The sequence below is a fragment of the Candidatus Macondimonas diazotrophica genome (genome assembly GCF_004684205.1).
Taxonomy (GTDB): domain Bacteria; phylum Pseudomonadota; class Gammaproteobacteria; order UBA5335; family UBA5335; genus Macondimonas; species Macondimonas diazotrophica.
In genome coordinates this window covers 193,130-217,100 of record NZ_SRIO01000004.1, presented here as the reverse complement: position 1 = coordinate 217,100, position 23,971 = coordinate 193,130, and the positions used below count along the sequence as shown (strand labels likewise).

Here is a 23,971-nt window from a genome sequence, read left to right as displayed (position 1 = left end):
TACAGAAAACCGTCCTCGTCCAGATAACCAATCAGACCGTCGTCATACCAGAGTTGCCCGCCGATCTCGAGGAAATTCTTGCGCATGGCCGCCTCATCCACGCCGGCATACTCGAGGCCGTACACCGTCGGGGTGCGCATGATGACCTTGCCTTCCTTGCCGGTGGGACACCAGGCCTGCTTGTCCGGATCCCAGATACCGACCTCGCAGCCGCGCACCTTGCCGACACTGTCGTAGCGCTTGGGGTTCGCCTGATAGTCCTCGGGCGCGAGAATGGTGACGAGCCCCGTCTCGGAAGCCGCGTAATATTCATGGAAGACATCGTCCTTGGCGCCCTGGCGGCGGAACAGGGCGTTGATCTCCTGTTTCACCTTGGGCGGACAGGGTGCGGCGGCGCAGATGATGGTCCGCATGCTGGCGAGGTTGTACTTGTTCTTTACTTCATCGGGCAGGGCCACCACCCGCTCCAGCATGGTCGGCGCCACGAAAGTCCAGTTGATGCGCTCGTCCTGGATGGCCTTGAGAAAGCCCTCGGCCGTGAACTTGCGCATCGGCACCGCTGTGCCGCCGACGAAAAAGGGCAGCACCCCGACCTGCACGCCGGCGTGATACAACGGCCCGGGAATCAGGGTCCGGACGTTGCCGGTGACGGGATCATGGATCTCGCCCAGCTTGTAGTAATAAAAGGCCGTGAGCTGCATCAGCCCCATACGCACCAGGTCTTCCTTCTTGGCGCCACGACGATCTTCGTCGGAATCGCTCGCCAGCCGCTCGCGGTTGATATTCATGTACTTGGGCGTGCCGGTGGTGCCGCCGCTGTAGGGACGCGGCGCCATGTCGAGCTTACCGGGTGGCAGGACGGGCTGCGCGCGGGCCATCAGCGCCTCATAGGAATGCATGCCCTCGGGCGGCTCGCCGCCGACCACGATGTAGTGCTTGACGGACGGGATCTGGTCGCGGATGGGCAGAATGCGGTCGAGAAATTCATGGTCGATCAACAGCATCTGTGGCTGGGCGGCATTGATGCATTGGGCCAGCTCGTGCGGCCGCAGATGCCAGTTGAGCATCGGCATGTGAATCCCGGTCAGCGTGCCAGCCGCCATGGCTTCGAACCAGACCGGGCTGTTGTAGAGCAGTTCGGCGAAGCGATCGCCCGTTTTCAGCCCCAGTCCGTGCAATACATCGGCAAAGCGAAGCACACGGTCCTTGAATTGGGCGAAGGTGATGCGCTGGCCTTCGAAGATAAGCGCCTCACGGCTGCCCAGCGTGTCCCAGAAAGACAGCAGGAATTGGCGTGGCAGTTCATTGCGGTCCAGGCGGCTGCGGATCAGCGCCTTGGTCAGCGTGCGCATACCATTGATCAATCCAACCTGACGCAGCGGTGCCAGTGCGCCCTTGCGGGCTTCGGGCATCTGGCGCAATTGAGCGAGTGCGGACATCGATTGTCTCCTCCATGAAAGACCATTTTTCTGATCGTTTTATCGGGAGTGGCCAATGGCCGATTCCATGCCCCCTCAGGCACGGATCTCCCGTCTTTGAAAAATAACATAACTCGTTGACATCAGCAGAAGAACCGTCGCGAGAAGCCCCGCTGCGCGTGGCCCCACCATGCCAATGCTTTGCGCCACCGGCAGGGGGTTTCCGAGAACCGCGCCCTCGAGCTGGCTGCTGAATACGCGCCCGATCGTCCGCATCTCCGGAACCAGCAAGGGCTGCACGGCTTCGGCGTACAGCACCGTCGGCGCCAGACGTTCCAATCCTTGCCGCATGGCGTAGGTTTCGATCGGCATTGCGGCGCCGCCCGGCACGAATCCCGGGATTTCGGAAAGCACCTGGGCCACCAGGGGCCAGAACAGCCATACGAACAACCAGATGCCCAAGGCCACCAGGGCCGCAGAGGCAGGTTGGGTGATCAGTACCGAAACCAACACGGCCAAGGCCAGCCATACCCCCGCGTACAGCAGCGTAACCAGCCAGAAGCAACCCAGCCGGATCATTTCCTCGCCATCGGGTGGAACTCCCAGAAACCAGATCCCCAACCCCACTGTCAGCACCCACAAGGTCACCAGCAGCAAAAACAGGATCGCCAGCGTTCCCAGAAACTTGCCGGCCAGAAAGGCATCGCGATAGACCGGCTGAGCCAGAACCCGACTCAAGGTGCCTCGAACCAGTTCGGCATTGACTGCGTCAAAACCGAGGCCAATGGCCACCAACGGCACGAAAAAACCCAGGAACTCGGACAGCGATGGCAACGGCTCACGTGTCGCCGTAAACAGATGCAGAAAGACGTAGGGGCTCTCGGCCACCGTCTGACGCAGCACCTCGCTGGCGCCATAGACCGCGGCTAGCGCCGCCATGAACACCAACCCTTCCAATATGCCCAGCCGCAACGAGGTTAGGTGATCGGCGAAGACCTTGCGGGCAATCACGTTCACCCCCGTCCAGGGGGAGCCCTCACGTCTGGCCATCCCGATTCTCGTCTTGAAAATACCGGCGATAGATTTCGTCCAGGTCGGGTGTTTTGGGAATCAGTACAGCCAGACCCAGGCCCGCGGCCGCGAGGCTTGCCATGAGCTGCGGCCGGACATCCCGCGTGGCGCGAAGCACGTAGTGATTTGGGGTCAACGGTTCGACGTGCACCTCGGGCAAGGCCGCCAGCACCGTCCGGGTCCGCGCCGGATCGCCGTCGATCGCGACCTCCAGACACCACTGCGCGCCCAATACCCGGCGTGCCAGCGCGGGCACCGAATCCATCAGTGCCAGCTGTCCCCGATGAAACAGGGCAACCCGATCGCAGACCGCCTGGACCTGATGCAGCAAATGCGAGGAAAGAAGCACCGTCATGCCCTCAGCGCGCAGACCGCGCACCAGCGACAGAAAGCTGTCAGCGGCTTCGGGATCCAGCCCCAGCGTCGGTTCATCCAGAATCGCCACCTGCGGCGCCTTGACCAGCAGTTCGGCCAAACCCAGCCGCTGCCGCATGCCGCGCGAATAGGTGGCTACACGATGATGAGCGACATCGGCCAGCCCCATGCGCATCAAGGCCGCTTCGATGCGCGGCGAAAAGACAGGCGAAGCCAGCCCATTGAGCCGCGCGGTGTAGACCAGATTCTCGCGGCCACTGAGCTCGTCATAAAACCCGACCCGATCCGGCAGATAGCCCACGCGGCGCTTCACCGACAACGGCCGGCGCGCCGGATCCAGGCCAAGCACCCGGACCGAACCGCTGCTGGGCTCGGTCAGGCCCAGCAGCATCAGAATGGTCGTCGTCTTGCCGGCCCCATTGGGCCCCAGCAGACCGATGATTTCTCCAGCCGCCACGGCCATCGTTACCTCGCGCACGACCCAGGTCTTGCCGTAGCGCTTGCCTAAATGGCGGGTTTCGATCACCGGCGCGCTATCGCCGCCCATAACGCACCACGACCAGACCGACCAGGAGCAAGGCCACGGCGGCGAGCGCAATTCCGACCAGACCCCAGAGTGTCGATGTGAGCGCGGTCACGCGATACTCAAGCGTCGCCTCGGTTCCGCGGCCATGCGCCTCGAAGGTCAGCAGATAATCGCCGGCCAGGGATTTCGCTCCGGGCTTGAACACCGCCGTGACCATCGTGCGCGCTCCGGGCGCCAGCCGGTCGATCTGCGCAGGCTCCAGGCGCAAAGACCAGTTCGCCGGTGCGAATCCGCTCAGCCGCAAATCCTCGGCAGGCGCCGTCCCCACGTTCTCGATCTGCAACTGCAGCGGGGTTTCGACGCCAAGATAGGCCGTACCGGACAGGCGTTCATCGGGCGGGGCCATCTTAAGACGCGGTTCCCCTGTGATCTCGAGGGTGAGCTCCTGACTCGCGCTCATGGTGCCTGCCAGCGCCGTGACGGTGATGGGATAGGTCTCGGCCGGAGTACCCCGCGGCGCGGCGACGCGCACATCGATCTGAGCGGAATCCCCTGCCTTGACCGGTAAACCCGTGATTTCCTGCTCGCTGAAACGGGGCAGAAAATCGACACGAAACCCGTCAGGCGCGCGCGCGCTCAGCGCCGCCATGACATCACGCTCCGTGGGATTTCGCACTGTCAACTCGAAAGTGAACACCGTCCGCGCAGCCCCCCGGAGTACCGGCAATCCCACTTCAAGCGCCAACGGTTGCGGGGCCTGTTCGCTCAGATGGAGCCGTAGCGGAAGTCGTGCCCGCGCCGATGACGAATGGGCTTCGAGCACGAGCGGAAACGGCCCGCCTGCCGCCCTTTCCGGTGGCTCGACCCAAAGCGACAAGGCCCGGCTCTGGTCCGGTTCGACCAGAACGGCACCGACCGGGCGGCCTCCAGCCTGGAGTACGACGGTCCAGCCCGGCGGCGCCTGTACCACCCGCACATCGACCCATTGGGGCGGCAGACCGTAATTCGCCACGGTCAGGGGAATGAGATGACCGCTACCGGTTGGCAAGGTCTGATCCGGATACGGTGTGATGAGACCCAGCCCTCGATACGCTTCACCGGCAGCGGGAGCAACCGCGCCCAGGACGGACAGCAAAATGGCCATCGCACTGACAATGCGTGCAAGAGGCATGGTGAAAAGCTCCTGAATGACAAGTCACTCGGCCACTCCCAGGCGGACACGGCCGGATCACGCCGCGCCTCAGGCGACACCGAACCGCTGGGTGCAATCGGCCACGAAATCGGCGATCAGCACGCCGGCCAGGCTCATGGGTCCGGGATGCGGCGGCAACGCCCGGTAATCGAACCAGCCGGCCTCCACGATCTCCACCCCGTCAGGACGCAACGCTCCAGCCCGATATTCACACACGAAGCCGATCATCAGGGAATGGGGAAACGGCCAGGGTTGCGAACCAAGATAGCGCATGGGACCGACCTCGATGCCGACTTCTTCGGCAACTTCGCGGCGCACACAGCTTTCCAGTGTTTCCCCGGGTTCGACGAAACCGGCCAGGATACTGAACATGCCTTCAGGGAACTCCGGCCCGCGTGCGAGAAGCACCTCGGTCCCGCGCACTACCATGGCCATGACCGCCGGCGCAAGACGGGGAAACTGGCGGAGCCCGCACGCCGGGCATTGCTTGGCCCGATCGTTCTCGGCAAACACCAGCGTTGTGGCGCACTGGCCGCAATAGCGATGCGTGCGATCCCAGGCAACGATCTGGATAGCTCGCCCGGCCAGCAGAAACAGATCCTGCGGCAACCGGCCGTGAAGCCGGCGCAGATCCAGCCATTGGCCCTGCGGATCCGTCGTTTCGGCATTACTGTCAGCACCCACGGCCTGACAGGCCACACCGTCCAGATATCCCAAGGGATGGGGCACAGGGTCCGTGGCAAGCCCGAGGAAAAGCGCTCGGGTGACACGCGGCAGACTGAAGCTTCCATCGGCTTCCCGGCGCACCCAGAGGCGGGATCCGTCGCAGACGAACCACCAGGCCGGGTCCGCCCGTACCGTCTCGAAGCGCAAGACCGGCTCGAACCGTCCGGAAAAACCGTCACCGTATCGATTCATCGCCGGGTCTCCACCAGCCGGATGGTGCTCGCCTATGGGCCCTCGATCAGGCCAGCTCGACCGGAAACGCTACCACGGCATCGATCTCGTGTGCACCGACCGCAATCATCACCAACCGATCCAAACCCAACGCCACCCCGACGCAGTCGGGCATACCGGCGGTCAAGGCGGCGAGCAGCGCCTCATCCACGGGAACTGCGGCCCGCCCGTGCGCCTGGCGCCAGGCGAGATCCTGTGTGATGCGGGCACGCTGCTCCTGCGCGTCACACAACTCATGATAGCCGTTAGCCAGTTCGACACCCTGTAGATAGAGTTCGAAACGCGCCGCGCGTGGTGGTGGGCCGGGTAACAGGCGCGCCATTGCAGCCTGTGATGCCGGATAATCGGTAATGAAACACAGGCCATCCCGACCCAGATGGGGTGCAACACAGTGCGTCATGACCAGATCCAGCCAGCCGTCCCGGTCCAGGTCCGCAACGCCACCGGACAGCGTCCCGCTGCTGGCCACCAGACGGCGTCGACAATCCGCAATACCGGCCGTGAACGGATCCAGCTGGGCATATCGCTGAAATGCATCCCGATAGGTCAGCGTTTCAGTCGGTCCCAAGGCGGGGCCATCGCGCAGCACCAGACACGCCAACTCCGCGACCTCCGCCATCAAGGCCATCTGATCGAAACCCGGTCGATACCATTCCAGCAGCGAGAATTCCGGGTGATGCAAGCGCCCCCGCTCGCCAGCGCGCGCCGCCCGATAGATCTGGTAAATCGGCCCCGAGCCTGCGGCCAGAAGGCGCTTCATATGCGCTTCCGGCGAGGTCTGCCAATAGCGCGGCCCCCAAGGGGATTCAGGGAGGCAGACCGCCTGAAGGTGCGGATCGCTGGCACACGCCGCGCCAAACAGTGGTGTTTCCACCTCCCACACGCCGCGTTCCTGGAAAAACGTCCGAATCCGAGCCAGAATCGTGGCCCGCTGCCGCAAGACGGCGAGATCGGCGCTGGGCTGCCAGCGGACGGGGAATTTCACTCCTTGACGCGGGAGACATACTCCGCGGTCCGGGTATCGACCTTGATCAACTCCCCCTGCTCAACGAACAGCGGCACCCGCACCACCGCCCCGGTTTCAAGGGTAGCGGGCTTGCCGCCGCCGCTGGCTGTATCGCCCCGGATGCCCGGGTCGGTTTCCGTGATCCGCAGGACGACGAAGTTCGGCGCCGTCACACTCAGCGGGATGTTGTTGTAGAGCATGACCGTGCACACATCCTCTGGCTTGATCCACTTGGTGGCCTCGCCAACCGCCTCGGGATTGGCAGCATGCTGCTCGAAGGTATCGCTCACCATGAAATGCCAGCTGTCTCCGTCGTTGTAGAGATACTGCATTTCCACCTCGACCACGTCAGCCGATTCGATGGTGTCCCCGGATTTGAAGGTGCGCTCGATGACCCGACCGGTCTTGAGGTTGCGCAACTTGACCCGGTTGAAAGCTTGCCCCTTTCCGGGCTTGACGAACTCGTTTTCCAGGATGCTGGCCGGATCACCATCAAGCATCACCTTAAGTCCGGATTTGAATTCATTGGTGCTGTAGATCGCCATGGATATTCCATCATGAAAATGGGACAAACCCCGGGGACGCTCTGTGCAAAGCCCCGGAAATCGACCGGTTGTCTAAAATGATCCGGTTGCATCCATCCCCGACGAAGGCCGAGACGGATACCGCAGGAGCGCCATGATAACCCGAAGCATTTCCTCGACACAGCCGCCGCGCTGGCAATCCCTGCTTGCTCAAGGCGTGCGGGATGTGGGCGAATTGCTGGCACGGCTCGACCTCGACCCCACCCAAGCGCCGGGCCCGCTCGATCCGAACTCCCCGTTCCCCCTGCGCGTCCCGTTGGGCTTCGTCGCGCGCATGCGTCGCGGCGACTGGAACGACCCCCTGTTGCGGCAGGTCTTACCGCTGAACGCCGAGTCCGCACATCATCCCGGTTTCGTACTCGACCCTGTGGGTGACGCACCCAGCCGGCGCCCCGGTGGCCTGCTGCACAAATACCACGGGCGGGTGCTGATGATTCTGACCGGCGCCTGCGCGATCCACTGCCGCTACTGCTTCCGCCGCCATTTCCCCTATTCCGAAGCCCATGCCGCACGCAGCCGGTGGCAAGAAGCCTGGGACTATCTGCGCGACGACACCTCGATCGAAGAGGTGATTCTGAGCGGAGGTGATCCCTTGAGTCTGCCCGATGAGAAACTGGGCGAATTAACCGACGCGCTGAGCGAAATCCCGCACATCAAACGGCTTCGCCTGCACACCCGGCTCCCCATCGTGCTCCCTGAACGAATCGACGATGCCCTGTCAAGTTGGTTGGAGAACCGCCGATTTCAATGGGTAATCGTCGTTCACAGCAACCATGCCCTCGAACTCGATCAGACCGTGGCCGAAGCGCTGAGGAAGATGAGTCGCACCGGTGCGGTGATGCTCAACCAAGCCGTCCTGCTGAAAGGCGTCAACGACACTGCGCATGCGCAGATTGCGCTCAGCAAGCGGTTATTCGAAATCGGGGTGATGCCGTATTACCTGCATCTCCTCGATCGCGTCGCTGGTACAGCGCATTTCGAGGTGGAGCAAACCCATGCCCGCGCGTTGATCGGGCAACTCGCCGCCCAGTTGCCAGGCTATCTGGTACCCCGACTGGCGCGCGAAGAACCCGGCGAGCCAGCCAAACAAGTTTTGGCAGCCGACCTTTGAGCCATGGAAACGCGGCAGGGCGATCGAAATCGCCCGGGAGATGAGACCTTGAAAAGCGAGGCGTCTGTTCCAATTTCGGCATGGGTCGTCAATCGATCACCGAATTCGGCCGAAATGGTCGGCAGCCTCCTGCGCAATGCCGGCCTGCGGGTTCGGACACGCCACGTTCCGGATCTGTCTGCCCTGAATCAGGCGCTGGCCACGGATCGACCGGATCTGCTGCTGTGTCCCGAGAGCAACGGTCCCGTCGCGATGCCGGATGTCATTGTACGTGCCCAGGCATGCACCCCCCCAATACCGGTCATCGTTGGCGGCGAACGGCCCGACTCGACGCGCATGGCGGCAGCGATCCGCCAGGGCGCCGCCTTTTTGATGGATTTTCAGGCTGGGGATTTGCTGGCCGCTGTCGCGCAACGCGAAATCGCGCTGACCGGCATTGCCGTAAGCCGTCTGAGCGCAAGCGAGCAGCTGCGCCAATGGCAGCGCCAATACGAACAGTTCGTGGCGCATACCTCCGATCCGATTGCCACCATCACCGAAGGCGTGCTGACCCAGGTCAATACGGCCTTTTCGGGCTTGCTCGGATATGATCAGCCTTCCGATATCGAAGGCACTCCCGTCATGGATATCATCGCACCAGCGTCCCGCAATACATTCAAGCGCTGCCTGCGGGACGCTCAAGCCGGAATGCTGCCCGACCAGGCGCTCTCAGTCACCGGTCAACATCGAGCAGGCCGTACCGTCCCCATGAGCTGGCACGTTGGATGGGCCCCATCGGGCGTTTCCGGGGCGCTGCAGATCCTGATTCCCGCACCATCGACCGATTCGGCCAGCGAACAGGCGCTCGCCCCCCGCGCCGAATCCGACCTACCGGTACCAGAGCGTGCTCAGCTGGAGCAGGACCTGATGCGCCTGAAAGCGCAGCTTGCGGACGCAGAGACGCGCAATGCGCAATTGCAGGCCGAACACCTGGCCTCCCTTCCCCCGCGAATTGCGCAGATCAAGACGGCACTTGGGGCACTCGCCGAGTTTCCCGCACCCGCCGCCGACAACCGATTTCTCCTGACGATCTATCTCGACGAGCTGCCTGATCTGCTCCCGGACGCGGGATATGCTGGCTGCGAAACCGCCTTGCAAAATTATGCGCTTGCGTTGCAAGCCCTGCTGCCGACCGGAAGTGTCCTGGTTCAACTGCGGGATTTCTGGCTGACCGGGGCATTTACCGCGACGACACTGGACGAGGCCCAGAAACAAGCCGGCCAATGGCAGGCCCAGCTGGCGCAGCATGTCGTGGAGATCGGCACGCAAAGCCGGGTATTGCGTGCATTCTTCGGCGTCCGGGAATGGCCAGACCATGCATCGGTGTCACTTGAAGCAGCCGTCATGGAAACCGAACGCAGTACGCTGGATGCGCGCAGCGCGCGCCAGATCTTGGGCGTGGTCAAACGCCGAAACAGCGGGACGGATACCGCGCAAGCCGATTCGGCGTGGGCGAACCGCCTACGAGCGGCGTTGGCGCATGAGCGCCTGCATCTGGTCTATCAACCCATTTCATCACTGACGGCCAGCGCCACCGAATATTATGAAGTCCGCCTTCGCCTGCTGGATGAGGCAGGACAAGAGCAGGCGCCGGCGCTGTTCTGGCCCGCGGCCGAGCGCACCGGCGTTGCGGAAGAATTGGATCACTGGGTCTTCAGTCACGCCCTTGCGGTCTTGACCGATCAGCGCCGCACATCCAACCAGGCTGGGTTCTTCGTCAAGCTTTCCGCCGCCAGCATCCTGTCGGAACGGAGTCTGGACTGGTTCATGACGCACCTTCCAAAAGGGGATGCAGCGGCGCCGATGTACCTGCAGATCGCCGAAGGGAATATTGAGTCCCATTTGAAGACTGTGCTGAGTCTGGCACAGCGGTTACGTCAAGAAGGGTATGGCCTCGCAATCGATCACTTCGGCTCCAGTCCGCATGCGCTCCAACTGGCCAGCCACCTGTCACCGAAGTTCATCAAACTGGCACCGATCTTGTTGCAGGAAATCGCCGAAAACCAAGAAGCCCAGAACCACATTCGGCAGATCGTCGAATACGCCGAACGCCATGGCATCAGTGTCATTGCAGGGCATGTGGAAAGCGCCCATACCCTGGCCATGCTCTGGCAGCTGGGGGTGCACTATCTACAGGGGCATTACGTGCAGGAACCTGAGGTCGTCCTGCATTCTCCGGATCAACGGACACGTCCGCCCAGACGCCAGGGAGAACGGGCGTAAAGGCGGACGGTTTAACGGATCAGCCCGCAGCCCGCAGCGCCGCGATCCGCTCCTCAAGCGGCGGATGGCTCATGAACAGCCGCATCATGCCGCCGCCGGAACGAATTCCGAAGGCGCGCAGTTGGTCCGGCATCAACGGCGGTTCGTGGGCTTCGCGCAACCGCTCCAGCGCGCCGATCATTGCAGCGCGGCTGGTCAGTGCCGCACCGCCAGCATCAGCCCGGAACTCGCGCCAGCGCGAAAACGCCATCACGATCACGGTCGCCAGAAGGCCCAGCACGATCTCCGCCACGATGACGGTCGCGAAATAGCCGATCCCGTAGCCCTGGCGCTCCTCGCCGCGAGAGAGGGCGTTGTTAACGACCGAGCCGATGATACGTGACAGGAAGATCACGAACGTATTGAGCACCCCCTGCAACAGACCCAAGGTCACCATGTCGCCATTGGCCACGTGGGCCACTTCATGACCCAGGACCGCCTCGGCCTCTTCCTGGCGCATGCGCTGCAGCAGCCCGGTGCTCACCGCCACCAGCGCATTGTTGCGGGACATGCCGGTGGCAAAGGCATTCGGATCCGGGCTGTCGAAGATCCCGACCTCCGGCATGCCGATCTGCGACTCGCGTGCCATGCGTGCGACAGTATCGACCAGCCAGCGCTCCAGATTGCTGGTGGGCTGCTCGATTACCCGTACCCCCATGAACCGCTTGGCCATCCACTTGGACATCGCCAGTGAAATGAACGAGCCGCCCATCCCCATGACTGCAGCGAAGACCAGAAGTGCAAGCGGGTTGCCGCCGCGGACGGCAAGCGCCTGATCGAGACCGAGTACCCGGAGCACAACCGTCAGTAGGACGATCACCGCAATATTGGTCAGCCCGAACAGAAAAATACGTTTCACCCAAGTCATGGTGTTCACCGTTACCACTGTTGAAGTCGTTGCTTGACGGGATTGATGCTTCGCTGGCCGACCGGACGCCGGACCTCAACATCCCGCATCTGAGACCTGAATCCACTCCGGCGGGTTCCCGGAAGCGCAGCGATTTTGCCACCGGTCAGCGAACCGATACCAGCCTTCCCTGCCCACCGGTCCACCACCTGGCAGACTGGATTTTGCCTGACGAGTGAGGCAGCATGAAACCTTGTCTAACTCCATCCATCCGCTTGCACCCGTGAGTTGCGTGAACGCCGAAACCCTGGACTTTGAAGCCGCCCTCAAGGAACTCGAGACATTGGTCCAGCAGCTCGAGCGCGGCGAACTCAGCCTTGAGCAATCGCTGGAGCGGTTCGAACGGGGCGTTCAACTGACCCGACGTTGCCAGCAGGCACTGCAGCAAGCCGAGCAGCGCGTCTTGGTGCTGACCCAGCCGGATCCGCAAGCGCCGCTTGCACCATTCAACCCGAACGCGACGCCGGAATGAACAGCCGGCCGCCGATCTGTCCGGCCCTGAACCAATGGCGCAGTCGGGTCGACGCGGCGCTGGAAAGCCGACTACCGCCTGCCGATGCAGCGCCGCAGAAACTTCACGCCGCAATGCGTTATGCCGTCCTCGGCGGCGGCAAGCGGGTACGCCCGGCGCTGTGCTACGCCACGGGCATGCTGCTCGACGTGCCGCTCGACTGGTTGGATGATGCCGCCTGCGCAGTCGAGATCATTCACGCCTATTCGCTGGTCCACGATGATCTGCCCGCCATGGACGACGACGATCTCCGGCGTGGCCGTCCGACGACGCATCGCGCCTTCGACGAGGCGACGGCGATCCTGGCCGGAGATGCGTTGCAGTGCCTGGCCTTCGAGCTGCTTTCCCGACCGGTGGCCGGCGAAGGACCCACGCCTGCCCAGAAGATGCAGCAGGTGCGCACCCTGAGCCGAGCCTGTGGCTCCTGGGGCATGGCCGGCGGTCAGGCCATGGATCTGGCGGCGAGCGCCGGCAGAATCGATGAGGCGCATCTGGAAACCATCCATCGCAAGAAAACCGGCGCACTCATCAGCGCGGCGGTTCGCCTCGCGGCGGATCTGGCGCTCGACGAGGATGTCCCGGCCTATCAACACTTGGACCGCTTTGCAGCGGCCATGGGCCTTGTGTTTCAAATCCGCGACGACATTCTGGACATTACCGCCGACACCGCCACCCTCGGCAAGCGACAAGGCGCCGATCTGGCTCATGACAAAGCTACCTACCCGGTCCTTCTCGGACTGGATGGTGCGCAACGCCGAGGACTGGAACTCCACCAGCGCGCCATGAGCGAACTCGTTTCTTTCGGTTCGGCGGCCGAACCGCTCCGCACGCTGGCGGATGAACTGCTCAACCGGCATTGCTAATCCATATCCCGGTTTCGGGATGACCTATCCTTGATGCAAAAGGCCTACATCCCGATAATCTCCGTTCACCTCATGCTTCCAGGTTGCCATGAATTCAAGTTTCCCTCTGCTGGCGCAAATCGATTCGCCCGCAGCCCTGCGCCGGCTGCCTGAATCATCGCTGTCCGCGGTGGCTGCGGAATTGCGCGGCTATCTGATCGAAACCATCGGGAAGTCCGGTGGACACTTCGCCGCCAATCTGGGGACGGTGGAACTGACCATTGCGCTGCATTACATCTTCGAAACGCCGGAAGATCGCCTGGTCTGGGACGTGGGCCATCAGACCTACCCCCACAAAATCCTCACGGGCCGGCGCGAGGCCTTGTCCACCATCCGCAAGCTGCACGGGCTGGCGCCCTTCCCGCAGCGCGCGGAGAGTCCGTTCGACAGCTTCGGGGTCGGGCATTCCAGCACCTCCATCAGTGCCGCGCTCGGGATGGCATTGGGTGCCCGCGCCCGAGGTGAACATCGGCGCATTGCAGCCATCATCGGCGATGGCGCCATGACGGCAGGCATGGCCTACGAAGCGCTCAACCACGCCGGCCATCTGCGCGCCGACATGCTGGTCATCCTGAACGACAACGAAATGTCGATTTCCCCGAATGTCGGTGGTCTGTCCAACTATCTGGCACGGATCCTCTCGGGCCACTTCTATACCAGCATTCGGGAAGAAGGGAAAAAGGTGCTGCGTCACGTGCCGCCAATGTGGGAGTTCGCCCGGCGTGCCGAGGAGCACGTCAAGGGCATGGTGGCGCCTGGAACACTGTTCGAGGAGATGGGTTTCAATTATATCGGTCCGGTCAATGGACACGATCTGCCGACCCTTATCCAGACGCTGGGCAATCTGCGCGATCGTCCCGGTCCCCAGTTCCTGCATGTGGTCACATGCAAGGGCAAGGGATTTGCGCCGGCTGAACAGGACCCCATTGCTTGGCACGGAGTGACCCGCTTCGATCCGGACACCGGAACTCTGCCCCCCGGAAAGCCGGATGCGAAACCCACCTACAGTCAGGTCTTCGGTTCATGGATCTGCGATGCGGCATCGCGCGATCCGCGCGTACTCGGCATCACACCTGCCATGCGGGAAGGCTCGGGGTTGGTGGAGTTCGAGAAGCGCTTTGCGGATCGCTACTTCGACGTAGGGATCTGCGAGCAGCATGCGGTAACCCTTGCGGCGGGTTTGGCCTGCGAAGGCATGCATCCGGTGGTTGCCATCTACTCGACCTTCCTACAGCGCGCCTACGATCAGCTGATTCACGATGTGGCGCTACAGAATTTGCCGGTCGTTTTCGCCATTGACCGCGCCGGTCCGGTCGGACAGGATGGCGCCACGCATCACGGCGCCTTCGATCTCTCCTTCCTGCGCTGCATTCCCAATCTGGTGGTGATGGCACCGGCTGACGAAGCCGAATGCTGCGCCATGCTCAATACCGCTCTCTCCATCGAGGGGCCGACGGCCGTTCGCTATCCCCGCGGAGCAGGCATCGGACGGCCGTTCGATACCGGGGCAGCCACCCTGCCGGTCGGCCAAGGGGAAATCCGGCACCCGGGACATGGCCTCGCCGTGCTGGCCTTCGGAGTCATGGTGGAACCGGCGATGCAGGCCGCCCGGAAATTCGGGGCCACCGGCGTCAACATGCGTTTCATCAAACCGCTCGATGAAGCGCTCGTGCTGGAATTGGCTCGCAACCATGGTCATCTCGTGACGGTTGAAGACAACGTCGTGGCCGGTGGTGCCGGCAGCGCCGTTGCCGAGTGCCTGGCCCGCCATGGGCTGAGCGTCACGATCACCCACCTGGGTCTCCCAGACCAGTTTCTGGAGCACGGTACCCGCGAGGAATTGCTCGCGGCCTGTGGGCTCGACGAGTCCGGCCTCGAGGACACGATCGGCGCGTTGATGCCGCTCGCGCCCCGAGCCCATCAAAACCCCTGAATCCCGAACGCGGCGCGCCGACACCGCCGCGCGCACTCGTGCGCCTGCGAATGCCAGATCATCGCCGGCCGACCCGCATAGGGCACGGAACCTTGGTCCGCCCAGTTGGTCGCATTAATGTCAAACGTCGGGAAACGGGGGCATGAGATCGTACGGCCGTCAGGCATTTCCCATCCACCACGGGAACAGCCCGTACCTGTATTCACTGAACCGTCGATAGGGTGCTTTCCACAGCGCCCCTAACCCGCCACTGCATTTCCTGCCCGCCGCAAACCGCACAGCCAGACAGGAATCTGCCTCATGCAAATCAACGAGCCGATCATCCGGTCTCCCGACAACGCTGCCCTCACGCCCCACGACGTCTACCTTTTCAAAGAAGGATCCCACACCCGGCTCTACGATAAGCTCGGGGCCCATCCCCGGCAGATGGCCGGGAAGCCGGGCGTGCACTTCGCACTTTGGGCACCCAACGCCGCGGCGGTTTCCGTCATGGGTGAATTCAACGACTGGAACAAGCAGAGCCACGCCCTCGCGCCGCGCACCGATGACTCGGGCATCTGGGAAGGCTTTATCCCCGGGGTGCCGCTCGGCAGCGCCTACAAGTTCCACATCGTTTCCCGCCATCACGGCTACGCCGTTGACAAGGCGGATCCTTTCGCCGTCTGGAGCCAGTCGCCGCCCGAGACAGCCTCGCGCATCTGGACGCTGGACTATGATTGGAACGACACCGAGTGGATGGCCCGGCGACGCGAGGCGAACGGACTGGAAGCGCCGCTATCGATCTATGAAGTCCACCTCGGTTCCTGGCGACGCCTCCCGGAAGAAGGCAATCGCTTTCTGAGCTATCGGGAAATCGCGCCCCAGCTGGCCGAACATGTCCGCAGCCTGGGTTTTACCCATGTCGAGCTGCTTCCGGTCATGGAACACCCGTTTTATGGTTCGTGGGGGTATCAGACGACCGGCTATTTCGCCCCCACGGCGCGCTATGGTTCGCCGCAGGATTTCATGTACCTCGTCGATTACCTGCATCAACAAGGCATCGGCGTGATTCTGGACTGGGTGCCGTCGCACTTTCCGAGCGACGAGCATGGACTGGCGTACTTCGACGGAACCCATCTGTTCGAGCATGCCGACCCCCGCCAGGGGTTTCATCCGGAATGGAACAGCGCCATCTTCAACTACGGACGCAATGAGGTGCGGTCGTTCTTGCTGTCCAGCGCCCTGTTCTGGCTGGAGAAATACCATGTGGATGGTCTGCGGGTCGATGCCGTCGCCTCGATGCTCTATCTCGATTACGGGCGGCGCGAGGGCGAATGGATTCCCAACCGCCACGGCGGGCGGGAGAACCTGGACGCCATTCAGTTTCTCCGCAAGCTCAACGAAGCGGTCTACCAGGATCATCCCGATACCCAGACCATGGCCGAGGAATCCACTGCCTGGCCGATGGTCTCGCGACCGACCTACGTCGGCGGGCTCGGTTTCGGCTTGAAATGGAACATGGGATGGATGCACGACACCCTGAAGTATTTCCAGAACGACCCCATCCACCGCCGCTACCATCAGGGACAGATTTCGTTCAGCATCTGGTATGCCTTCACCGAGAACTTCCTCCTGCCGCTCTCGCACGATGAAGTGGTCCACGGTAAAGGCGCGCTCATCGGCAAGATGCCGGGGGACGAATGGCAGCAATTCGCCAATCTGCGCCTGCTCTATGGCTACATGTGGGCGCATCCGGGCAAGAAACTGCTGTTCATGGGCGGTGAATTCGGCCAGCGACGTGAATGGCAGCACGAGGAAAGCCTGGAATGGCATGTTTTGCAGTACCCGCTTCACGACAGCCTGCAGCGATGGATCGGCGACCTCAATCACCAGTATCGAACCCATCCGGCCCTGCATGCAGTCGATTTCAACCCGGAAGGATTCGCGTGGGTGGACTTCCAGGACTGGGAAAATTCCGTGCTCGCCTTTCTGCGCCAGGGCAAAAATCCCGACGATGTCGTTCTGATCGTGTGCAATTTCACCCCGGTGCCTCGGAACAATTACCGGATCGGCGTCCCGCAGGGCGGCCTGTGGGAAGAGCTGCTCAACAGCGACGCCGCCATCTACGGCGGTAGCAACATCGGCAACCTGGGGCGAATCGAAGCGGCCCCGGTGGCGACGCAGGACTACTTCCACTCCCTGTCGCTGACGTTACCGCCGCTTGGCATCATCTACCTCAAACCCGTACCCGCGGCGTGAACGGAGAACTCGCATGCTTGAAGTCAGCAAGGATGGGCGACAGCGCGTCATCATCGAGGCGGTCAAGCCCGAAGTGGACTGCGGGCGTTTTCCGATCAAGCGCGTGATTGGCGAAATCATCGAGGTCGAGGCGGCTGTTTTCTGCGATGGCCACGATCGGGTACGGGCCATGGTGCGTCACCGCGCTGCTGGATCAGCCGAATGGCAGGAAGCACCCATGCAGCCGCTGGTCAACGACCGCTGGCGTGCACAATTCCGGGTCGACCGGATCGGGCGCCATGAGTACACCCTCATCGCCTGGTTGGATCATTTCCGCACCTGGCGTCACGATCTGGTGCGTCGTGAAAATGAGCGGGACATCCTGATTGCCTTGAAAACCGGCGCGATGCTTGTGGAGGCAGCGGCGAGCCGGGCGAATCAGGACGACCGCACGAGTCTCTTGCACTACGCCGAAGCGCTGCGCGATGCCGTGACCGGCAGCGAGGGGTGCGCCATCGCCGTCGATCCCGAACTGGAACGTCTCATGGATCGTCATGCCGAGCGCCGCCATATCACCGAATACGAGCGCATCCTGCCGGTGACGGTCGATCCGATCCGTGCCCGTTACTCGAGTTGGTATGAGCTTTTCCCCCGTTCCTGCGGACCCCGCGAAGACGTCCACGGCACCTTCGCCGACTGCGAACAGCGATTGCCCGACATCGCCCGGATGGGGTTCGATGTCGTGTACCTGCCGCCCATCCATCCCATCGGCCGAACCTTCCGCAAGGGGCGCAACAACACGCTCGAAGCCACCCCAGAGGATGTGGGGTCCCCATGGGCCATCGGCGCGTCCGAGGGCGGCCACAAGGCCATCCATCCCCAGTTGGGTACGCAGGAGGACTTCCGGCGCTTCATCGAACGCGCCCGAGCGCTCGACATCGACGTCGCGCTCGACATCGCTTTTCAGTGCGCGCCGGATCATCCCTATGTGCGCGAGCATCCCACATGGTTTCGGCGGCGCGCGGACGGCACCGTGCAATACGCCGAGAATCCGCCCAAGAAATATCAGGACATCTATCCCTTCGATTTCGAGACCGAAGACTGGCAGGATTTGTGGCACGAGCTGAAAAGCGTTTTCACCTTCTGGATCGAACAGGGCGTGCGCGTGTTTCGCGTGGACAATCCCCACACCAAACCGTTTCCCATGTGGGAGTGGCTCATCACCGAAATCAAGAAGGCGCATCCCGAGACGATTTTCCTCTCCGAGGCGTTCACCCGGCCCAGCATCATGCATCGGCTCGCCAAGCTAGGCTTCAGCCAGTCCTATACTTATTTCACTTGGCGCAATACCAAGCATGAGCTTACCGACTACCTGATCGAGCTGGCCCAGCATGATTCCCGCGAGTATTTCCGCCCCAACCTCTGGCCGAATACCCCGGACATTCTGAGCGAATTCCTTCAGTATGGTGGCCGTTCCGCCTTCATGCTCCGTGTCGCGCTGGCCGCGACGATGGGCGCCAACTACGGCCTGTACGGCCCCGCCTATGAACTGCTGGAACACCAGGCTCGCGAACCCGGTAGCGAAGAATATCTCGACTCCGAGAAATACCAGCTGCGTCACTGGGACCTGAGCCGCCCCGACAGCCTGGCGCCCTTCATCACGCGCCTGAATCGCATTCGTCGGGACAATCCGGCCCTGCAACGGGATTGGGGCCTGCGGTTCCATCCGGTCGACAACGACATGCTGCTTTGTTACAGCAAATCGGCCGAAGGACTCGGCGGCGAGGAAAACATTCTGATCATGGTCGCCAATCTCGACCCGCACCATGCGCAATCCGGCTGGATCGAGTTACCACTCGACAGCTTTGGCATTGGTGCCAATGATTCCTACCAGGCGCATGACCTGCTGTCGGATGCCCGCTACCTATGGCAGGGCCCACGCAACTTCGTGCGGCTTGACCCCCATGCGGCCCCGATTCACATCCTGCGCTTGCGCCGTCGCCTACGCAGCGAACGTGACTTCGATTACTTCCAATAAGACCAAGCGCGGAGAACTGTTCATGGAGCCCGGCATCATCCCCCCTGACCATGCCACTGACGAAACCGTTTCGGACTGGTGGAATGATCCACTTTGGTACAAGGACGCCATCATCTATGAACTGCACGTCAAGGCATTCTTCGACGCCAACAATGACGGGACCGGCGATTTCCGCGGACTGACCGAGAAGCTCGACTATGTGAAGGACCTGGGCGTCAATACCATCTGGCTGCTGCCGTTCTACCCCTCGCCTTTCCGCGACGATGGATACGATATCTCCGACTATCACAACGTCGACGCGCAATATGGAACCCGCGCCGATTTCAAGCAGTTCATTCGCGAGGCGCATCGGCGCAAACTGAAGGTGATCACCGAACTGGTCATCAATCACACCTCCGACCAGCACCCGTGGTTTCAGGCTGCGCGCTTCGCGCCGCCCGGTTCGTCCAAACGCGATTTCTACGTCTGGAGCGATACCGACAAGAAATTCGATGGCACGCGCATCATCTTCACCGACACCGAAAAATCCAACTGGGCCTGGGACGATGCGGCGCAAGCCTACTACTGGCACCGCTTCTTTTCCCACCAGCCGGATCTCAATCACAACAATCCGGCCGTGGTGAAGGCCGTGATCCACGTGATGCGTTTCTGGCTCGACATGGGTGTCGACGGACTGCGCCTCGACGCAATTCCCTATCTTTGCGTCCGTGAAGGGACCAACAACGAAAACCTGCCCGAGACGCATGAGGTCATCAAGAACATCCGCTCGGTGATCGATGCCAACTACCCCAACCGCATGTTGCTCGCCGAGGCCAATCAGTGGCCAGAGGATGTACGGGAATACTTCGGGGAGGGTGATGAATGCCACATGGCCTATCACTTCCCGCTGATGCCCCGTCTGTACATGGCCATCGCCCAGGAGGATCGCCATCCCATCGTCGAAATCATGGCGCAGACACCCGATATTCCGGATAACTGCCAATGGGCGATCTTTCTGCGCAACCACGATGAACTGACCCTGGAAATGGTGACCAGCCGCGAGCGCGATTACATGTACACCATGTACGCCGTCGATCCCCGAACGCGAGTCAACGTGGGCATCCGGCGCCGCCTCGCGCCGTTGATGGAAAACGATCGGGAACGCATCGAGCTGATGAATTTCATGCTCATGACGTTCCCGGGGTCGCCCATTCTCTATTACGGCGACGAGATCGGCATGGGCGATAATTTCTATCTCGGGGACCGCAATGGCGTACGCACCCCGATGCAATGGACGCCCGATCGCAATGGGGGATTTTCGCGAGCCGATCCGCAGCGGCTGTTCCTGCCGCCGGTCATGGACCCAGTTTATGGCTATGAGACCATCAATGTGGAAGCGCAGATGCGCAATCCATCCTCACTGCTCAACTGGATCAAGCGCCTCATTGCCGCGCGCAAGACCTACCGCGCATTCGGCAATGGCACCCTGAAATTCCTGGAACCGGGAAACCGCAAGATCCTGGCCTATGTGCGCGAATGGCGCGATGAAAAAATCCTCTGCGTGGTCAATCTGTCGCGCAGCGCCCAGCCCGTCGAGCTCAACCTCAGCGAATACAAGCATCGCGTACCGGTAGAACTTCTGGGACACACCCCGTTTCCACCCATCGGCGATCTACCCTATCTGCTGACCTTGAAAGGGCATGGCTACTACGCCTTTCGCCTGGCCACCGATGTCGAGGCGCCGGTCTGGCATCAGGACCATCTCCCCCCGCGCGAGTTCCCAGTGCTGGTGCTGACCGAGGGCTGGCTGACGTTCTTTAGTGGTCGCAATATCGCCAGCACGGTGCGGCGCGCCATCGAAAGCCGAACCCAGTCGCAGTTCCAACAGGATATCCTCGCCCCCTATCTGCAGAACAAACGCTGGTTTGCCGGCAAGGACCGGGTCATCCGACACATCGATATCGTTGAACAAAGCGAGTGGCGCACCAACGACGGCCAGTGGTTGTTGACGCTCATCGAAGTGCATTTCGCTGAGGGTGAACCACAGTTGTATTTCCTGCCGCTTGCCATCGCCTGGGAAGACGATGTCAGCGACGAGACGCTGCATGCCTTGCTGCCCTGGACACTGGCCCGGGTTCGTGAAAAAGCCCGCATGGGTATTCTGTACAGCGCTTATGGGGACAACCCGTTCTGCCGTGCACTGGGGCAGGCCATGGTGAAGGGCACGGAGCTGCACCTTGGCAAGGGAATCGTGCGCTTCCAGTCCACCGGTGCGATCCCTAATGTCGAGACGGCACTGGAAGAGCCGATCTATCATCCCGCGCTTGAACAGAGCAATCTCTCGGTGCTGTTCGGAGAACGCCTCTTCCTCAAGGCCTACGGTCGGCTGCAACGGGGAATCAACCCGGAAGTGGAAGTGGGCCGTTTCCTCACCGAACAGGGGCGTTATGCAAACATTGTCCCGGTCGGCGGGACGATGCAGTACACCGCCCCATCCGGAGAGACCATGACGCTGGCCCTGCTGCAGCCCTATGTCAGCAACCAGGGGCTGGCATGGAATTATACGGTCGACTATCTCGAACGCATCCTCGCCGAACCGGTTTCGGACAATGGCGCTGTCAGCAACAACCAGCATGCCTTTTTCATGCACCAGATGCACAAGCTGGGACAGCGCACGGCCGAGCTGCACCAGGCGCTTGGCGTGCCCACCGGAAATCCCGCCTTCGATCCCGAGCCCGCGACCGCGACGGATTTCCAAAGCTGGTTCGAGACCGTTCATCGTGATGCGGTCAAGACCTTCGATCAACTGGAAGCCCGGATCGACCAGCTCCCCGAATCTCTTCAGGACCCCTGTAACCGGTTGTTGTCGCGGCGACAGGATGTGCTGGCCTGTCTCCATCCGCATGAGGTGGCAAACGTTCAACTCATGAGCGGCCGCTATCATGGCGATTACCATCTCGGCCAGGTACTGTTGGTCGAAGACGACTTCGTCATCACTGATTTTGAAGGCGAACCGGATCGGCCCTTGGCGGAACGGCGCGCCAAACATTCACCGTTGCGCGATGTGGCGGGCATGCTGCGCTCCTTCAGCTATGCCGGCACGGTGGCGCTGGCGCATGCCACCACTGAACGTCCATCTGACCGGATTCATCTGGAGCCGCGCATCACCGATTGGGAGCAGCACACCGTCGAGGCGTTTCTGGCCGGTTATCACGAGGCCATCGCGGGATGCCCAACCTGGCCTGCAGACGATGCGCTGAGGCGCCAGTTGCTGCGGCTGTTTCTCATCGAGAAAACTCTCTATGAGATCCGCTATGAGATGAACAATCGGCCGGCATGGCTCGCAATCCCGGTCAACGGCCTACTCGCTCAGCTGGATTGATCAACGCGCCGGAGTCGTCGGAAACTCAAAACCCCGCGTCGCATGTCCGCCCAGACGCGGCGCGGGCAGGTCGTGGCTCGATACAGCGGCGATCATGGCGTCCGGCAGCATCGCCAACGCAACATACGACCGATGGAAATCACGTTCCGAATGCACTGAAGCGGGGACTGCGGTCATGACCGACATCATCGATCTGATCGGGAAGATTCCGGGGACACTGTGGGGGCTCGTAATCGGTTCCCTGCTCGCTACCGGGGTCGCCGCCGCAGTGCTCCATCGCATCCTGCGTCCCACCAATGGCCTCCCGAATCGCGCGCCTGCGTCCTCGCCGGAATTGCGTCAGGTGATTCGGGAACTGTTGGTGGCATCCCGCTATCCGGTAGTCAGTGCCACGCTGGTGGCCGGCTGCTACCTGTCTCTGCGTCCTTTGATGCAGACGCTGGAAAGCAACACCGGCATCGTGGTGCTGGCACCCCTGGAACGCCTTGCCGATATCCTGCTCTTCGCCTGGACATTCTGGGTGCTCTATCGTGTCGCGCGCCGCTTGGCCCGATACGCCGAACGATGGGGTGAAAAACAAACCACGACGCTGGAGGCACTGCTGATACCGGTGCTGGCCAATGGCCTGCAACTCATTCTGCCGCTGATCGCCCTGCTCCTGGCACGGCCCCTGCTCCCCACCGCCCCGCGCTATACCACGCTCGTCAATCTCATCGTCTCGATCCTGCTGATCGGCACCGTCGCGTGGGTGCTGATCCGGGCGCTCGGTGTCCTGGAACGTCTGGTCGCCGTCCGTTATCCGATCAATGTCGAGGACAATCTTCAGGCCCGATCCATCCGGACTCAGTTCTCCTTTCTGAAGAAACTGGGGATCTTTCTGGTGCTCCTGATCTCCGGCGCGTCCACGTTAATGTTGTTCGACGGTGCCCGCCAGCTGGGAACCAGCCTGCTGACCTCCGCCGGCATCCTCGGCCTGGTGGTGGGATTCGCAGCCCAGAAAATCCTTGGGAACCTGCTGGCAGGCTTTCAGATCGCCCTGACCCAACCCATCCGTATCGACGATGCGGTGATCGTCGAAAACGAATGGGGATGGATCGAGGAGCTCACCCTGACCTATGTGGTGGTGCGATTGTGGGACTGGCGACGAATCGTCTTACCGATCAACTACTTCATCGAAAAGCCGTTTCAGAACTGGACGCGCAATTCGGCCGAGTTGATCGGCAGCGTGTTTCTCTATACCGACTATGCGGTCCCACTGGAGCCGCTGCGCGCCGAACTGACCCGCTTGCTGCAGGCCAATCCCCTTTGGGATGGCAAAGTCAATGTTCTGCAGGTCACCGACAGCCGTGAACGGGTGATCGAGTTGCGTGCATTGATGAGCGCGCGCAATGCGCCCCAGGCGTGGGATCTCCGTTGCGCAGTGCGGGAAGGTCTGATCCGTTATCTCCAAACGCATCATCCCGACGCGCTGCCTCGACTGCGTGCGCAACTCAGCCAGGCGGCGGCCAGGGATGAAGCGCCGGTGCTGGATGCTTCATCCACGGTGAACTGAAGAGAATCT

General features: G+C 61.9%; 17 protein-coding genes. 9 read left to right on the top strand and 8 right to left on the bottom strand.

Translation table 11 applies throughout. The features are described from left to right. The 7 genes from E4680_RS04895 to efp all read right to left on the bottom strand — a co-directional run. Positions 1–1,439, bottom strand: a 1,439-nt coding sequence (locus E4680_RS04895; protein WP_167792388.1) for an AMP-binding protein, incomplete at its 3' end; no start/stop codon positions are given. 75 nt (positions 1,440–1,514) lie between these two features. Continuing rightward, positions 1,515–2,468: an ABC transporter permease gene (locus tag E4680_RS04890; protein ID WP_135281267.1), complete on the bottom strand. Its 954-nt coding sequence runs from the start codon at positions 2,466–2,468 to the stop codon at positions 1,515–1,517. Further along, on the bottom strand, positions 2,455–3,411 hold the full coding sequence (locus tag E4680_RS04885; protein WP_135281266.1) for an ABC transporter ATP-binding protein: 957 nt from the start codon (positions 3,409–3,411) through the stop codon (positions 2,455–2,457). The genes E4680_RS04890 and E4680_RS04885 overlap by 14 nt, the downstream gene beginning before the upstream one ends. Further along, positions 3,398–4,561 (bottom strand): COG1470 family protein, encoded by a 1,164-nt coding sequence (locus tag E4680_RS04880; protein ID WP_135281265.1) that lies wholly within the window; start codon positions 4,559–4,561, stop codon positions 3,398–3,400. The genes E4680_RS04885 and E4680_RS04880 overlap by 14 nt, the downstream gene beginning before the upstream one ends. A gap of 69 nt (positions 4,562–4,630) precedes the next feature. Then, a complete protein-coding gene (nudC, locus tag E4680_RS04875) occupies positions 4,631–5,500 on the bottom strand; it encodes an NAD(+) diphosphatase (protein ID WP_135281264.1) in 870 nt (289 codons plus the stop codon). Between the two features lie 46 nt (positions 5,501–5,546). Beyond that, entirely contained in the window at positions 5,547–6,524 is a 978-nt protein-coding gene (gene epmA, locus E4680_RS04870) for an EF-P lysine aminoacylase EpmA (protein ID WP_135281263.1), read from the bottom strand. Continuing rightward, complete coding sequence (gene efp / locus E4680_RS04865; protein ID WP_135281262.1) at positions 6,521–7,090, bottom strand: elongation factor P; 570 nt, start codon at positions 7,088–7,090, stop codon at positions 6,521–6,523. Before efp ends, epmA begins: the two co-directional genes overlap by 4 nt. Before the next feature lie 133 nt (positions 7,091–7,223). On the opposite strand from efp, the gene epmB reads away from it, so the two are divergent. Continuing rightward, complete coding sequence (gene epmB / locus E4680_RS04860; RefSeq protein WP_135281261.1) at positions 7,224–8,240, top strand: EF-P beta-lysylation protein EpmB; 1,017 nt, start codon at positions 7,224–7,226, stop codon at positions 8,238–8,240. A 48-nt stretch (positions 8,241–8,288) separates the two neighbouring features. Continuing rightward, positions 8,289–10,502: an EAL domain-containing protein gene (locus tag E4680_RS04855; protein ID WP_167792387.1), complete on the top strand. Its 2,214-nt coding sequence runs from the start codon at positions 8,289–8,291 to the stop codon at positions 10,500–10,502. Between the two features lie 19 nt (positions 10,503–10,521). On the opposite strand, the gene htpX is transcribed toward E4680_RS04855, so the two are convergent. Beyond that, positions 10,522–11,400, bottom strand: coding sequence for a protease HtpX (gene htpX, locus E4680_RS04850; protein WP_135281285.1), 879 nt, complete (start codon positions 11,398–11,400; stop codon positions 10,522–10,524). A gap of 241 nt (positions 11,401–11,641) precedes the next feature. Here htpX and xseB point away from each other — a divergent pair, with 241 nt between their 5' ends. The 7 genes from xseB (at position 11,642) to E4680_RS04815 (ending at position 23,962) form a co-directional block, all read left to right on the top strand. Further along, a complete protein-coding gene (gene xseB, locus E4680_RS04845; protein WP_240696118.1) occupies positions 11,642–11,920 on the top strand; it encodes an exodeoxyribonuclease VII small subunit in 279 nt (92 codons plus the stop codon). Next, positions 11,917–12,822, top strand: a complete 906-nt coding sequence (locus tag E4680_RS04840; RefSeq protein ID WP_135281259.1) for a polyprenyl synthetase family protein — start codon at positions 11,917–11,919, stop codon at positions 12,820–12,822. The genes xseB and E4680_RS04840 overlap by 4 nt, the downstream gene beginning before the upstream one ends. Positions 12,823–12,910: 88 nt before the next feature. Then, on the top strand, positions 12,911–14,794 hold the full coding sequence (gene dxs / locus E4680_RS04835; RefSeq protein ID WP_135281258.1) for a 1-deoxy-D-xylulose-5-phosphate synthase: 1,884 nt from the start codon (positions 12,911–12,913) through the stop codon (positions 14,792–14,794). A 300-nt stretch (positions 14,795–15,094) separates the two neighbouring features. Further along, positions 15,095–17,032, top strand: a complete 1,938-nt coding sequence (gene glgB, locus E4680_RS04830) for a 1,4-alpha-glucan branching protein GlgB (RefSeq protein WP_135281257.1) — start codon at positions 15,095–15,097, stop codon at positions 17,030–17,032. 13 nt (positions 17,033–17,045) lie between these two features. Beyond that, positions 17,046–19,049, top strand: a complete 2,004-nt coding sequence (locus E4680_RS04825; RefSeq protein ID WP_135281256.1) for an alpha-1,4-glucan--maltose-1-phosphate maltosyltransferase — start codon at positions 17,046–17,048, stop codon at positions 19,047–19,049. A gap of 22 nt (positions 19,050–19,071) precedes the next feature. Further along, entirely contained in the window at positions 19,072–22,410 is a 3,339-nt protein-coding gene (gene treS, locus E4680_RS04820; RefSeq protein ID WP_135281255.1) for a maltose alpha-D-glucosyltransferase, read from the top strand. A 175-nt stretch (positions 22,411–22,585) separates the two neighbouring features. Then, on the top strand, positions 22,586–23,962 hold the full coding sequence (locus E4680_RS04815) for a mechanosensitive ion channel family protein (RefSeq protein WP_167792386.1): 1,377 nt from the start codon (positions 22,586–22,588) through the stop codon (positions 23,960–23,962). Positions 23,963–23,971 lie beyond the last annotated feature (9 nt).

Excerpts from the sequence above, each read along its gene's own strand:
- treS (WP_135281255.1), top strand. The coding sequence starts at position 19,072 with ATGGAGCCCGGCATCATCCCCCCTGACCATGCCACTGACGAAACCGTT.
- dxs (WP_135281258.1), top strand. The coding sequence starts at position 12,911 with ATGAATTCAAGTTTCCCTCTGCTGGCGCAAATCGATTCGCCCGCAGCC.
- E4680_RS04815 (WP_167792386.1), top strand. The coding sequence starts at position 22,586 with ATGACCGACATCATCGATCTGATCGGGAAGATTCCGGGGACACTGTGG.
- nudC (WP_135281264.1), bottom strand. The coding sequence starts at position 5,500 with ATGAATCGATACGGTGACGGTTTTTCCGGACGGTTCGAGCCGGTCTTG.
- E4680_RS04840 (WP_135281259.1), top strand. The coding sequence starts at position 11,917 with ATGAACAGCCGGCCGCCGATCTGTCCGGCCCTGAACCAATGGCGCAGT.
- E4680_RS04890 (WP_135281267.1), bottom strand. The coding sequence starts at position 2,468 with ATGGCCAGACGTGAGGGCTCCCCCTGGACGGGGGTGAACGTGATTGCC.
- E4680_RS04880 (WP_135281265.1), bottom strand. The coding sequence starts at position 4,561 with ATGCCTCTTGCACGCATTGTCAGTGCGATGGCCATTTTGCTGTCCGTC.
- E4680_RS04885 (WP_135281266.1), bottom strand. The coding sequence starts at position 3,411 with ATGGGCGGCGATAGCGCGCCGGTGATCGAAACCCGCCATTTAGGCAAG.
- E4680_RS04825 (WP_135281256.1), top strand. The coding sequence starts at position 17,046 with ATGCTTGAAGTCAGCAAGGATGGGCGACAGCGCGTCATCATCGAGGCG.
- glgB (WP_135281257.1), top strand. The coding sequence starts at position 15,095 with ATGCAAATCAACGAGCCGATCATCCGGTCTCCCGACAACGCTGCCCTC.
- efp (WP_135281262.1), bottom strand. The coding sequence starts at position 7,090 with ATGGCGATCTACAGCACCAATGAATTCAAATCCGGACTTAAGGTGATG.
- epmB (WP_135281261.1), top strand. The coding sequence starts at position 7,224 with ATGATAACCCGAAGCATTTCCTCGACACAGCCGCCGCGCTGGCAATCC.